The following is a 13156-nucleotide window of genomic DNA, read 5'->3' as shown; positions in this document are numbered from 1 at the left end:
TTTTACGGGCGGGCACAGGACCCGCCCCTACGAAATCCTTGGAAAACCCATCGCACTTTTAATCAACACACAACAGAGAAACACTATGTCAAACAACCAAAATCCGTTGTGCTACAACGAAATGCAGGTGCATTCTATTCATCAGGAAACCGATGATGTTTACACCATTGAACTGATCGCGCAGGATTTTTATCCTTACGAACCCGGTCAATATGCCTTGGTGAGCATTCGTAACACACCGAATATCGTGCGCGCTTACACCCTTTCTTCTACGCCCGGAATGAGCCGTTTTGTCACCTTAACCGTGCGCCGTATTGAAAACGGAGTGGGTTCCAACTGGATTACCTCCGAACTCAAAGAAGGCGATCAAATTTGGCTGTCCGATCCGATGGGGAAATTCACCTGTACCCGCATTGTCAGTGACCGTTATTTATTGGTTGCCGGCGGTTGTGGCGTGACACCGATTATGTCCATGACCCGTTGGCTATTGAAAAATAAACCGAACGTCGATGTCGTCGTGCTTTACAGCGTGCATTCGCCGAAAGATGTGATTTTCAAACGGGAATGGGATTTGCTGAAAGAACAATTCCCGCAATTAAAATTGTTTATGAATGCTTCCGTGGATGCGGAAGAAGGCTTTATTTCCGGGCGATTAAGCAGTCAAATGCTGTCCGATCTTGTACCGAATATTGCCGATTACACGGTGCTAACTTGTGGGCCGGAAAGCTACATGAACGATTTACGCGCTATGACGGAATCCCTCGGCATTCCGCCGGAACGCTTCTTCTTGGAACAATTCCACTCGTCTGCAGAAAACTGTATGTTGGATAACAGCAAACAAGTCACCCTTTCCATCACCAATCCTGTGCCACAAACGTTCTCCGTGCCGGTGGGAATGACGTTGCTTGCCGCACTGGAAGAACATAAAGCACCAATTATTGCCGCTTGTCGCGAAGGCATTTGCGGCTCTTGTAAAACTTTGGTGTTAAATGGGGATTATGAAGTGGAAACGAATGGCCCATTAACCGAAGCCGAAATCAAGCAAGGTTATGTATTGGCGTGCAGTTGCAAGCTGAAAGGCAATGTTTCGGTGGATTTAATGCCTTGATCTTCTACTTTCTTGCTTGTGCAAGAAAGTAGCAAAGAACACCCCCCGGATAAGCCGCTTTTCCTCTCTCCAATAGGATTTTTTTCACGGAAATTTTCGAACTCGCTACGCTCAAACAAAGCGAAAATTTCCTAAAAATCCTATTTCCGTTCGGGCATCTTATACGGGGAAAACAACTTTACGATTACCAGACTTAGCGACCGCTACAAAAGTGCGGTCATTTTTCTAAGTGTTTTTTACTTCGGTTTATTTAAGCCGTCCACTTTAATGTCCTTTCCTTTTGAGGCGATGAAAGCTTTGGTTTCTTTCATCATGGCTTGTACGCGCGGGTCGGTCCATTTGACGATTTGGTTTTTATCGTCGCGTTTGTCCGACCAGATAATCACGCCGTCCATGTGTTTATGGCTGATTTCCAACATACTTCGCCAGGTTTTGGCATCAATGAATTTTTTAAAGTGCGGGCTTTTGGAAGCGGAATAATATTGTGGCCAAAGGTAGCCAATCACCGGTTTGTTGGGGAAGCGTTGGCGGATTTCTTTCACCGTTATTTGCACATCACGTTCCCAGTTTTTGATATCCGGATCGGCAATATAAACCACCGGATTTAAATAGTCACAGGAGGCCGTTGCCTGATGACGGCGTTTGCTAAATTCACGCCATTTGGCTAAAACGGCCTCATAGGATTCCGTCGGACGAAAAAAGCGAATCACACTTAAATTTTCCATGGGTAAACCGTAGTTACAACTAAAGGCGCGCGGGTTCTCCTGCTTGAAAATTTTATACATTTGTCCGAAATCTGCCGCCAGCTGATCAGGCGTTAATAACTGCCCATCTTTATTACTGAACCAGGATTCAATGTCGGTGGAAATCATGCGGTATCCCTCGGTGTGCGACTTACGCGCCAATGCACGAATTCGATCGAGATTCAACACGCCATGCTTACGCTTGCCCGCAGGATCGGGCTTGACCAATTCGGACTCATACACCAAAAAGACCTTGGATAATTTTTCTGCCGTCAAATCGGGCTTGCCCACATAGTCCATGTGATCGTAAATAATAAAATCTTTTGCTGTCGCCATGTTTGCGGTAAACACAAGTGCTACTGCCATTAAGCCTTGCAGAATGGATTTCTGCATTGTTACTCCCTCCGTATATGGGGTTAATCATATTTTGCTTTCCAAAAGTGCGGTGAAAAAAACCAACGTTTTTAGGCGTTGGTTTGAACAAAAATTGCGCTGAAAAATAAAGAAATCAAGTTGTTATTGATTTGTTAATTTCAGTCTGCTTTTTTATGACCGCACTTTATCCGGGCAGTTCCGATTATTTAAGTACCATTGCACGGTTTTTTGTATGGCGGAGGAGAAATTTTCTTGCGGCTGCCAGCCCAATTCGCGCCGAATTTTTGTGGCGTCAAGGGCATAGCGACGATCGTGACCGGGGCGATCGGTGATGTGAACAATTAAATCGGCATAACGCGTGACACCCGCCGGTTTATGGGGCGCCAATACATCCAGCAAATCACAAATAGCATGAATTACCTCAAGATTTGTTTTTTCGCAATGGGCGCTGATATTGTAACTTTCTCCGATATTGCCTCGGGTAAGCACCAAATACAACGCACGAACGTGATCATCCACATAAAGCCAATCGCGAATTTGCCGTCCATCGCCATACACGGGCAGGGGGTTGCCGTCCAGCACATTTGAAATCATCAAGGGAATGAGTTTTTCAGGATATTGATAAGGACCATAGTTATTGGAACAGTGGGTTATCATGACTGGCAAGTCATAGGTGCGGTGCCAGGCGCGAACCAAATGATCGGCGGAGGCTTTTGACGCGGAATATGGGCTACTCGGCGCATAAGGGGAATTCTCTTGCGACAAGAGGTTGTTTTCCACCACTTCACCATAAACCTCATCGGTGGAAATATGCAGAAAACGAAACACGGCTTTTTCTTTGTCCGTAAGTTCTGCGTAATAATGTCGAGCGGCTTCCAGCAAGGTGTAAGTGCCGATAATGTTGCTTTGCATAAATGCAATCGGGGAATCAATGGAACGATCCACATGGCTTTCCGCCGCCAGATGAATGACTGCATCGGGACGATATTGTGCAAAGAAACGCGCTATTATTTCTGCATGACAAATATCTGCCTGCTCAAAGTGATAGCGAGGATTGCTTTCTACTTCGCGCAAAGCATCTACATTGGCGGCATAGGTAAGTTTATCAACATTGATAATTTGATGTTCGGTATGTCGAATCATCCAACGAATCAGTGCTGAACCGATAAAACCGGCACCGCCGGTAATTAAAATTCGCATAAATTATTATTGTTATTGCATGGATTAATTGGCTTTAACCTGATTTATTGTATCGCTTTCCCAGCCGATATATTCACCGGAAAAATTTTCCGCCAAGCGATCAAACTGTTCAACATAAGTGAAGATTTCGTCCGTATTCAAAGGCATTTCCTGTTCGATTTTAACGATATAAAAACTTTCTTTGTCCTCGTCATCCGTATCAGAAAATGTGATAGGCGCGTTACTGTAACTCATGGTATTGAAAGAAATGTCGCTGAGATTGGTTTCTTCCATAAATTGATACATCAGTTGCTCATCGGCAAATTGGAAGGTATGTTCAATCAGATAACTATCCGCCAAATCTCTGCCGTTTTGTACCAACATATCCAAGATTTCCTCCGTCACATTGAGCTTCATTTCCAATGGCGACGGCAATAAGAAATCAAAATAGGTGTCCCAATTGGGGTCATCCTGCACGCTTGTGTTATCAATGTGTTCCTTAAATTGATCAAGCACATCAAAAAGTGAGGTGGTTTCATCGCAGTAAAAATAGAGTTTCAAATGCCCGTCACCGAAAATATGCCCCGCATAAAGCAGATCGGACAAGGCGGAAATCTGAATCAGAATTTTGAACAATTCCGTAATCACCCGATGGTGCTCATCCAAGGTTGGCAGCGCGTTTTCATCAGACTCATAAGGCAAGGAAACCTGCACGACTTTGTTGTATTTTTGCGGACTAAATTCCTCAAAAATATCCAAATTCACCGTGCAACTGGCAATTTTGCCATTGATCAATGTTCGATAATTTTGCCAGTTTTGTTCAGGATTTTTTAACGGCATTATTTAAACTCCGCCCAAATCGGTGCGTGATCGGAAGGTTTATCCATGGCGCGAATATCCAGCGCAATGCCGGTATCCACACAGTGCGCCACTAAGGCTTTATTTGCCAAAATATGATCGATACGTAACCCGCGATTATCATCAAACCCTTTGGAGCGGTAATCGAACCAAGAGAATTTGTCATTGACCGTCGGGTTCATGTGGCGGAATGTGTCTTCCAAACCGTAGGCATACAAACGCTGATACCATTCACGCTCTTCCGGCAGGAAAGAACATTTGCCGGTACGCAGCCAGCGTTTACGGTTTTCTTCGCCGATACCGATATCCAAATCAGACGGACTGATATTCATATCACCCATGATAATCACCGGATTTTGCGCATCATGATCCTGTTCCAGATAACGCTGCAAATCTGCATAAAATTTTTGTTTTGCTGGGAATTTCGTCGGATGCTCACGGCTTTCCCCCTGCGGGAAATAACCATTAATCACGGTAAGTTGACCGAATTGCGTTTCCAAATCAATCATAATAATCCGCTTTTGCGCCTCTTCATCATCGGTCGGGAACCCTTTTCTCACGGACAACGGCGCCTGCTTACTCAACAGCGCCACGCCATAATGCCCCTTCTGCCCGAAATGGTTGACATGATACCCAAGATGATCCACCAAATCATAAGGAAAGACCTCATCGGCGACTTTAATTTCCTGCAAGCCCAGCACATCCGGTTGGTACTTATCAATAATCTCCTCCAACTGGTGAGGTCTTGCTCTTAACCCGTTAATATTAAATGACATGACTTTCATTTTTTGTTCCTTTTCTGTGTTAAGGCGCCATTATACTTGTAACAAACAAAAAAGCAGAAGGTTATTCTGCTTTCTTATTTTTAATCCTTGAAAAACTAAACGTTAATAAGCCCCGTTGCGTTCCAAAACAGCCTTTGGCGTTCTACACAAAATGGCAAAATCGTTCCACAATGACCAGTTCTTTACATACCAGGCATCAAAGTAAACTCGGGTATCATAATCGACATTGTTACGCCCACTTACCTGCCATAAACCGGTCATTCCGGGTTTTGCCATTAAATAATAATCTACATCTTCCTTATAATATTTTAATTCTTGCGATACTATCGGTCTTGGTCCAACCAAACTCATTTGCCCGATTAACACATTAAATAATTGTGGTAGTTCATCAAGACTGGTTTTACGCAAAAACCGACCAATTTTTGTCACTCTCGGATCATTTTTTAATTTGAAATCTCTGTTCCATTCTTGTTTTGCTGATGGGCTTTTTTCTAGAAACTCATGTAATAATTCATCAGAATTTATACGCATCGATCTGAACTTCAAACATCCAAATTTCTTACCATTCCGCCCTACCCGCTTATGTTTATAAATAACATTACCATTATCTTCTGCTTTTATTGAAATGCATATAAATAAAAATAATGGAGAAAACAAAATAATTAAAAATAAAGATAAAAAAATATCTACAGTTCTTTTTAACATCCTAGAAGAACGCTTTGCCAAATTATTATTAATACGAAGTAACATTACTTCATAGCTAAAAATAAAAGACATATCAGTACTATATAATGGCAAGCCTCTTAATGAAGGAATCACTGAAACTGAACGATAATGATGACGAGCTAAATAACGTAGCCAATTATCGCGTTTAATATCCTCATCATCTTCCAATGCGATAATAAACTGATTATTAACATGAATCTTTTGTTTCCATAAGTCTTTCCGATCTTCATCTATGACCGGAATAGAAAAAAGCACATTATTTTCTACCGGCTTGCCAATAAAATATACAACCTTTAATCCCAAATATTTTTCACTAGATAATGCTAGATAAGCATCAATCGCGTTCTTTCCTGAACCAAGAATAACCGTATTTTTTAAATACCAACCTATTTTTATTAAAAATTCCTTTACTAAGACACGCCCTAAGGGAACTAACATTAAAGTGATTCCCCATGTGCAAACCCATCTATAACGAGAGAAGGTTATATTAGAAAATACAATAATTGTTAATTCAATAATTGAAAATATCACGAGTGTATTCAGAACTTCTCTTAACTCGTACCAGAAAGGTTTTCTATAAGTGTAGTGGCGAAGCCTTATCCAAAACCATATAATACAAATAACAGATATACAAAAATGAATTAAAGAATTGTAAATTATTTCATACTCAGGAAATAAAATATCCACTTGCACAAGATAGCTGATCCATAGACCTATACAGAATGACAAAATCAGAAAAATAAAGTCTGTAATTGCCAGAATATATTTACATTGAACCTGTCTATCCATTTTATTTCTACCCTATGAACTTTCTTTTTATAAACCTAAGCGCTTTCAAAATAACACTTTGTTTTTCTAGAGAAATAATTTTTATTTCTTTTGTAATTATATTATTTCTAAGTAGCCAAACATTGAATAGGCGCTCTGCAAGAAACCCAAACACTCTCTTTTGATATGAATCATAATTTGAGATATCAATCAGCTTTTCCAGCTCAAATAAAATTGCAAATAACCACTGGGAATATTCTTCAAATAGAGCCCGTCTCATGACAAACATATTATACAAAAACAGGGTCTTGCCTTGCATAACCGTATCAAATGCTTTCAAATAATCACTGTATTTATTCGCTATAACTTTCCTTGCTGCATCCAAATCTTTAATATAATGTGCATGCTGATAGTGTGAATAAACAGTTTCAATATAGTAATTCCGCTTGCACGGAACCAAGCAATCTACCCCTTTTAATAATCTAATCAACTCTTCATCTGATGCTATAGCTCTCCCTTTAACACTTAAATCTTTACCAGAGAAATAACGACGATAATGCACTACCCCTACATAATCCGCATCTTGAAAAAAACTATTTTTCCAAGACCAATACAATGCGGTTAACTCGCAATAAGATTGATTTTTTTCGGAAATATTAATTTGAGTATCATCGGATAGAATACCTAACTCTAATTCCGTTAGTTTCTTTCCTACTTGAATTGGGACATAGTAAGAAATATCAGGGAATTCATACTTTTTATGGGTAACAATAAGAATTTTGATCAAATTATTCATATTCAGAAAGATAATACTTATGCTCAATAAAATTACTCTTAATGCCGGCAATAATACCTTTTATTGCTATTTTTAATTTTGATAAATTAAATTTAGTAAACAGATAAAACCAAAACACCTTAAAGCAAAAAAATAGCGCAATCAACCGCCCTTTATACTCAATCAAATTTCTAATATTATTACGACACATACAATACAGTTTTATTTTAGAATCTGTATCATTAAATTTAAGCATATTAAAAAACATTGGGGTCCCCAATGTTTTTTCTCTAGGATGAAAAAATTTAGCCGATATAACAGTATAAATATTTATATCAAATTTAGAAGCTCGCCAGGTATATTCCATATCATCTCCCCAAATAAAATAATCTTTTTTAGGGAGCCCAATTTTATTAACGACATTACGAGAAAATAAAATACCATTAAAAGGCATTACAATGTCAGGAATAATCTGATCAAATTGTTTAATATCATTTAAATTAGATAGAACTTTATTTGTCTTTGGCAAACGTAGTGTAAAAGTTAAATCTAGCGGATGATCAATATCTAAAACCAGAGGACCGATATAGTTATCATCTTTAATAAACTTTACAAGTTCCTTAAGGCAAGTATTATCGGGGACACCATCATCATCCATTAACCAGATATAGTCATATCCTTGCTCATAAGCAAATTTAATTCCGGCATGAAAACCACCAGCACCTCCCTGATTCTCTGTTAGATTAAGCAAAGTAACATTAGAATCATCTAAATATCCGTGTTGCCGTAAAAAATCTACTGTGCCATCAGTACTTGCATTATCAACAACCACAATATGCTCTAAGGAATAACTTTGTTTCTCTAGCGCCTGTAAACAGCGAAGTAACAATACCTTCCGATTATAAGTCACTACAACAGCACAAATAGATTTTTTATCCATTACACATCCATATTCACGTAAAACGATTTAAGTGCGGTCTGATTTTGCAACGATTCTTTAACCTCATCCGCCGTTTCCAATGCTTCTTTAATCGTAACATCCATATCAAGATAACGATAAGTACCTAAACGACCAACAAAAGTTACATTAGATTCTTGATTTGCTTTTTTAACATACTGTTGCAATAAAGTTTTATCTTTTACCAAACGAATTGGATAATAAGGAATGTCATCTTTTTCACATAAGCGACTAAATTCACGGTAACAAATAGTCTTGTCATGTTGTTCCCAAGGCGCAAAATGTTTATGCTCGGAAATACGCGTATAAGGCACCGCCTCATCACCATAATTAATTACCGCATTCCCCTGATAATCACCTTCTTCACGGAACGCTTCAAAATCCAAAGTACGATAACCTAAACGTCCTAATTCAAAATTGAAATAAGCATCTAATGGGCCGGACCAGAAAATATGATCAAATTCATTTTTCATACTCTCACTAAAAGGCGTATTTAAACGAACTTCAATGTGCGGATGATTTAAGATATTTTCCACAATCACGGTATAACCATCTTTTGGCATTCCCTGATATTTATGTGCAAAATAGTTATCATCATAATTAAAACGTACAGGTAAACGTTTCAAAATACTTGCCGGTAATTCTTTCGGTTCAACACCCCATTGTTTTTTGGTGTAACCATAAAAAAACGCCTTATACAAATCTCTACCGACAAAACGCATGGCTTGCTCTTCAAAAGTTTGAGGCTCAGTTATAGAAAGATCAGCTTGTGCATCAATTAAGACTTTTGCTTCTTTAGGTGAACAGGTTTTACCAAAAAATTGATTAATCGTGTGTAAGTTGATCGGTAAAGAATACACAGCGCCTTGACTAATCGTCTTAACCCGATTAACAAACGGCATCCATTCACCAAATTGATTGATATAGTTCCATACCCGTTCATTGTCAGTGTGGAAAATATGTGGTCCATAAACATGAACCATTACATTAGTTTCGGGATCGCGTTCAGAATAACAGTTCCCTGCCACATGGGAACGCTGATCGATTACTGTAACGTTATACCCTTGTTCAGCAAGTTCACGGGCAATAACGGCGTTAGAGAAGCCGGCTCCTACTAGGAGAAAACTTTTCATATAAATTTGTTCACACATGAGATTCTTACTCTTTAAAATATTTGACACGCAATTCCATGAAAGGCTTTTCTATTGCATAATACGTAATTATTGAAAATATTAATATGATAGGCAATCTAACTAATGTAAATAACATACTCTGAGAAATACTACTAGGTTCAGATAATCCTAAAACATTATTTGCAAAGAAACCTACTGGAAGATGGAAAAGATAGATAGAAAAACTTAACCCACCTAAGAAGGCTAAAGTCTTATCTAACGTTACAGAATATGGGATTTTTATATTTATCTTAAGATATGCAATAATAATTATACCCCAGCCCAACGCCTCCAAGGGAAAGGATAAAACAGAACTCATAAAAATGCTATGATTTGATTCAATAGAGATAAATAAAAGGCTTAGAGTGAGTATAGAAAAGAATATTAAAAATAAACAAGCTACATTAGATAGCTTATCAAAAGTACCTCTTATATATAAAGCCCCCAAAACAATCCCTACTATAAACTGATCTAATCGACCAATTATTGTATGATATAAATTATAGTAAATATTATAGTCAGTTAAGGAAGACACTATCCACCTTAAAAAAAGCATAAATAATATTACTAACATCAAATACCTAATACCATACTTACTAAAAAATAGTATCAAAATAGGGAACAATAAATAAAATTGAAACTCAACCGCTATTGTCCATATAGGACCACTAGGGAATATATTATTACCCCAACCAGTCATAGGATTACCGGTATTTAATTGCAATGTTATTAGCCTAAAAATATCCATAGGAGTAGAATTAGCTCTATCTATAGTTATTAAAACAAATACTAAAAATACTACCAATGGAAATATTCTAAGAATACGGTTATATATAAATTTATGATATATAATTTCCCTACCACCAGCATTTGTAATTAATGTAAATAAAAATGCGCTTAATACTAAAAACAAACTAACTCCGCTAGCTCCTTTCATTAACCATAATTGAACAAAAGCTTTTAAGAATGATGTATCTGACAGATTAACAGGAACAGAGCTAATTATATCCCCTCTGAAATGGTGGAATAGAACAAGTAAACAAGCAAAAAATCTTAGATGATCTAACCGAGAAAGATACTTAAAATTAAGTGACTTCATACATAATATCCTATTTAAAAATTTTACTAAATTTTTTAATTAACCTATAACATAATTTAGCGAAACCTTTATTTACTTCAAAAGTTTTATTAATATCCCTAAAAGAAAGATAAATAATCGCTTTATCTCCCAATATTTCCCAAGAAATAAAATTATTTATTCCTAAATTAGTATTAGGTAATATGTCAGTATGACCAAGTAACTGATCATAATGCTTAAAGTAAAACTTTAATAAATGTTTACATGAATATTGCCAAGGTTTATTTCTATCAGAAAAATGAACAATTGCAGGACAAAGTGCGGCTTCTTCTAACTCTTTTTGGGAATAAGCATATTCAAGTTCATTTTGCTTATACATTCTTGACTGAACATTCCAACGCAATGGTAATTTCTTAATATTATTTGAAAATGCAATATTAATTATATCTTGATCCTGCAGAGTAATAAGATCGTAATTTTCATATAAGATTCTAGAAAAGAGGTGATCTAAGTTTATACTTCTTAATTTGTTGATATCCATCAAAGTAATACCTGCATTAATATAGTTATGACTCAGAGGTAGCCCTAATCTTCTAATTTGTAAAACCCCACCTTCATCTAGTACTCCTGCAATTGGAGAGCTATCCATAGATTCATTCCATAACTTAGCTATGTTATCTAACACAATTATATCTGAATCTAAATAGATTATCTTATTCACAGTATCGGGCAATAATTTAGGCAACGCTAGTCTATAATAAGTTGCAACTGATATGTGCTCTCGATTTAGGGGATAAAAATTAAAGTCAGCATTGTTAACTTTAATAAAGGTAAATCTAATACTAAAGTCCTCAAAAGAACTTAAAAATGCCTTACTCTTTTCACTTAATTTATTAGGATCATGTACAATATAAAAATGAATCTTTTGATCTTTATTAACAAAATCTAAGATAGATTTTATTGCAACAGCACAATATCTAGCATAATTATCATCAATAGAAAATACGATATTAATCACATCACCAACAATTAGATCTTTAGATGTTTCTCTCATGCTGATAATATTTTGTTCAATTTCCTCTCTTGAAAACTCATTCTTATCAAAAATACCAAAAACCATACCTAATTGAGTATATTTTAAATTATAATCTCTAGATTTAATGTACTCTAAATAGCAATTAGATAATCGTTCAGCAATGAATCCCCAAATTCTTTTTTGATAAGAATCATATTCAGATATATCTGTTATGGATTCAGCCTCAAACAATATATTAAATAAAAAGTCACAATACTCATTAAAGTATTTCTTGTTCATAATCATCATATTTGCAAAGAAACATTCTTTAGAATATAAAGACTTAAGAACATAAGGATACATCTCTGGATATTTAATAGAGATAATATCAACGACTTTATCTAAATCTTTAGCAAAATGCTCTTTAGCATAAAAGTCATAATTAGTCATTTTGTAAGATGGAAGCCCTACAGGGTGTATATTCCAAATTGGTGATGTTAAAACATCATACTGGCTACAAACACTTCTTATCTTAGTATCATCCCAACCAAATTCCCGAAGACTCTGTTTAGAGAAGTCATTAAAAATATCATATCCCCCTCCAAGCTTATTAAAATTTAAAAATCTCCTATAATGAAATAAACCATAATAGTCAGCGTCAACATTTTTCCACATCCAATAAAGAACTGTTAATTCACACCATGATTTATTTCTCTCTGAGATGTTATCTCCTGAATTATCACCAATTATATTTAGCTCTTGATTAGAAATAGATTTACCTGAATGAATTGGAATAATACATTCACTTTCAAAAATAGGTGACGGTTTGTGGTAGCAAGTAAAAATTTTAATATTGTTTTTCATATTTAACCTTATAAAAATGATTCCTGAATATTATTTGTAATAGTTATTGCAATTTAAACAATAACTCCATGTTCTAAATGAATGTGTTTATTGCATATACGTTTAGCTAACTGATGATCATGAGTTGCCATTACTAAAATACCAGCACGATCAACAAATGCACCTAAACGTTTCTCAGCCTTTTCTTTAAATTGTTCATCTCCTACGCTAATCCACTCATCCATTAACAAGATTTCTGGATGAGTTACAGTTGAAATAGAAAATGCCAATCTGAGAACCATACCACTTGAATAAGTTCTAACTGGCATATGAATAAAATCACCCAATTCACTAAAGTCAATAATTTCATCAATTAATGATTCTATCTTTTTAGGCTTTATTCCTAAAAATAAACCACGTAATTTTATATTTTCTAAACCAGAAGCCTCTGGATCCATTCCCAGCATAGAATCAAGTAAACTTGTAATTCGCCCTTTAATGTCTACGTTTCCAGAATTTGGAACATAAACTCCAGATAACACACGTAATAAAGTTGTTTTACCTGAACCATTATGACCAATTAAAGATACTCGATCACCCTCTTGAATATTCAGATTAATATTTTTTAATGCCTCAATCTCCATTATTCGATTATTAGTAATAATCTTTCCACCTGTTGCTGCATTTAGCAAAGTTTGCTTAAAAGAACGTTGTTTAGCATCATAAATAGGAAAGCGAACAGAAACATTATTCAAAATAATATGCATAATTTC

At 36.3% G+C, this 13156-nt stretch carries 12 protein-coding genes; 1 reads left to right on the top strand and 11 read right to left on the bottom strand.

Annotated elements, in window-relative coordinates; genetic code table 11:
* The first annotated feature begins 85 nt into the window (after nucleotides 1-85).
* Nucleotides 86-1108, top strand: coding sequence for an NADH oxidoreductase (hcr, locus tag DK430_RS08985; RefSeq protein ID WP_109078728.1), 1023 nt, complete (start codon nucleotides 86-88; stop codon nucleotides 1106-1108).
* 236 nt (nucleotides 1109-1344) lie between these two features.
* Here the strand turns inward: hcr and DK430_RS08980 are convergent, their stop codons facing one another.
* The 11 genes from DK430_RS08980 to DK430_RS08930 form a co-directional block, all read right to left on the bottom strand.
* On the bottom strand, nucleotides 1345-2244 hold the full coding sequence (locus tag DK430_RS08980) for a hypothetical protein (RefSeq protein ID WP_109078727.1): 900 nt from the start codon (nucleotides 2242-2244) through the stop codon (nucleotides 1345-1347).
* Nucleotides 2245-2397: 153 nt separating this feature from the next.
* Nucleotides 2398-3426 (bottom strand): dTDP-glucose 4,6-dehydratase, encoded by a 1029-nt coding sequence (gene rfbB, locus DK430_RS08975; protein ID WP_109078726.1) that lies wholly within the window; start codon nucleotides 3424-3426, stop codon nucleotides 2398-2400.
* 24 nt (nucleotides 3427-3450) lie between these two features.
* Entirely contained in the window at nucleotides 3451-4245 is a 795-nt protein-coding gene (locus tag DK430_RS08970; protein ID WP_109078725.1) for a TIGR01619 family protein, read from the bottom strand.
* Nucleotides 4245-5048, bottom strand: coding sequence for an exodeoxyribonuclease III (gene xthA, locus DK430_RS08965; protein WP_109078724.1), 804 nt, complete (start codon nucleotides 5046-5048; stop codon nucleotides 4245-4247). The genes DK430_RS08970 and xthA overlap by 1 nt, the downstream gene beginning before the upstream one ends.
* 102 nt (nucleotides 5049-5150) lie before the next feature.
* On the bottom strand, nucleotides 5151-6563 hold the full coding sequence (gene wbaP / locus DK430_RS08960; RefSeq protein ID WP_109078723.1) for an undecaprenyl-phosphate galactose phosphotransferase WbaP: 1413 nt from the start codon (nucleotides 6561-6563) through the stop codon (nucleotides 5151-5153).
* Between the two features lie 7 nt (nucleotides 6564-6570).
* A complete protein-coding gene (locus DK430_RS08955) occupies nucleotides 6571-7338 on the bottom strand; it encodes a DUF4422 domain-containing protein (RefSeq protein ID WP_109078722.1) in 768 nt (255 codons plus the stop codon).
* Entirely contained in the window at nucleotides 7331-8257 is a 927-nt protein-coding gene (locus DK430_RS08950; protein ID WP_109078721.1) for a glycosyltransferase family 2 protein, read from the bottom strand. Before DK430_RS08950 ends, DK430_RS08955 begins: the two co-directional genes overlap by 8 nt.
* Entirely contained in the window at nucleotides 8257-9408 is a 1152-nt protein-coding gene (glf, locus tag DK430_RS08945; protein WP_109078744.1) for a UDP-galactopyranose mutase, read from the bottom strand. Before glf ends, DK430_RS08950 begins: the two co-directional genes overlap by 1 nt.
* A gap of 25 nt (nucleotides 9409-9433) precedes the next feature.
* Nucleotides 9434-10546, bottom strand: a complete 1113-nt coding sequence (locus tag DK430_RS08940) for an acyltransferase family protein (RefSeq protein WP_109078720.1) — start codon at nucleotides 10544-10546, stop codon at nucleotides 9434-9436.
* A 10-nt stretch (nucleotides 10547-10556) separates the two neighbouring features.
* The gene (locus tag DK430_RS08935) at nucleotides 10557-12404 is read right to left on the bottom strand and encodes a DUF4422 domain-containing protein (protein WP_109078719.1); all 1848 of its coding nucleotides are present in this window, start codon (nucleotides 12402-12404) and stop codon (nucleotides 10557-10559) included.
* Between the two features lie 53 nt (nucleotides 12405-12457).
* Nucleotides 12458-13150 (bottom strand): ABC transporter ATP-binding protein, encoded by a 693-nt coding sequence (locus DK430_RS08930; protein ID WP_109078718.1) that lies wholly within the window; start codon nucleotides 13148-13150, stop codon nucleotides 12458-12460.
* Nucleotides 13151-13156 lie beyond the last annotated feature (6 nt).

Source organism: Aggregatibacter kilianii, assembly GCF_003129965.1.
Lineage (GTDB): Bacteria > Pseudomonadota > Gammaproteobacteria > Enterobacterales > Pasteurellaceae > Aggregatibacter > Aggregatibacter kilianii_A.
The sequence above is the reverse complement of the archived record's forward strand: the minus strand, read 5'-3'. Positions and strand labels throughout refer to the sequence as shown.

What these genes read in the sequence shown, in the direction of transcription:
- DK430_RS08935 (WP_109078719.1), bottom strand. Translation starts at nt 12,404, where the DNA reads ATGAAAAACAATATTAAAATTTTTACTTGCTACCACAAACCGTCACCT.
- glf (WP_109078744.1), bottom strand. Translation starts at nt 9,408, where the DNA reads ATGAAAAGTTTTCTCCTAGTAGGAGCCGGCTTCTCTAACGCCGTTATT.
- xthA (WP_109078724.1), bottom strand. Translation starts at nt 5,048, where the DNA reads ATGAAAGTCATGTCATTTAATATTAACGGGTTAAGAGCAAGACCTCAC.
- DK430_RS08970 (WP_109078725.1), bottom strand. Translation starts at nt 4,245, where the DNA reads ATGCCGTTAAAAAATCCTGAACAAAACTGGCAAAATTATCGAACATTG.
- DK430_RS08950 (WP_109078721.1), bottom strand. Translation starts at nt 8,257, where the DNA reads ATGGATAAAAAATCTATTTGTGCTGTTGTAGTGACTTATAATCGGAAG.
- DK430_RS08980 (WP_109078727.1), bottom strand. Translation starts at nt 2,244, where the DNA reads ATGCAGAAATCCATTCTGCAAGGCTTAATGGCAGTAGCACTTGTGTTT.
- DK430_RS08930 (WP_109078718.1), bottom strand. Translation starts at nt 13,150, where the DNA reads ATGCATATTATTTTGAATAATGTTTCTGTTCGCTTTCCTATTTATGAT.
- wbaP (WP_109078723.1), bottom strand. Translation starts at nt 6,563, where the DNA reads ATGGATAGACAGGTTCAATGTAAATATATTCTGGCAATTACAGACTTT.
- rfbB (WP_109078726.1), bottom strand. Translation starts at nt 3,426, where the DNA reads ATGCGAATTTTAATTACCGGCGGTGCCGGTTTTATCGGTTCAGCACTG.
- hcr (WP_109078728.1), top strand. Translation starts at nt 86, where the DNA reads ATGTCAAACAACCAAAATCCGTTGTGCTACAACGAAATGCAGGTGCAT.
- DK430_RS08940 (WP_109078720.1), bottom strand. Translation starts at nt 10,546, where the DNA reads ATGAAGTCACTTAATTTTAAGTATCTTTCTCGGTTAGATCATCTAAGA.
- DK430_RS08955 (WP_109078722.1), bottom strand. Translation starts at nt 7,338, where the DNA reads ATGAATAATTTGATCAAAATTCTTATTGTTACCCATAAAAAGTATGAA.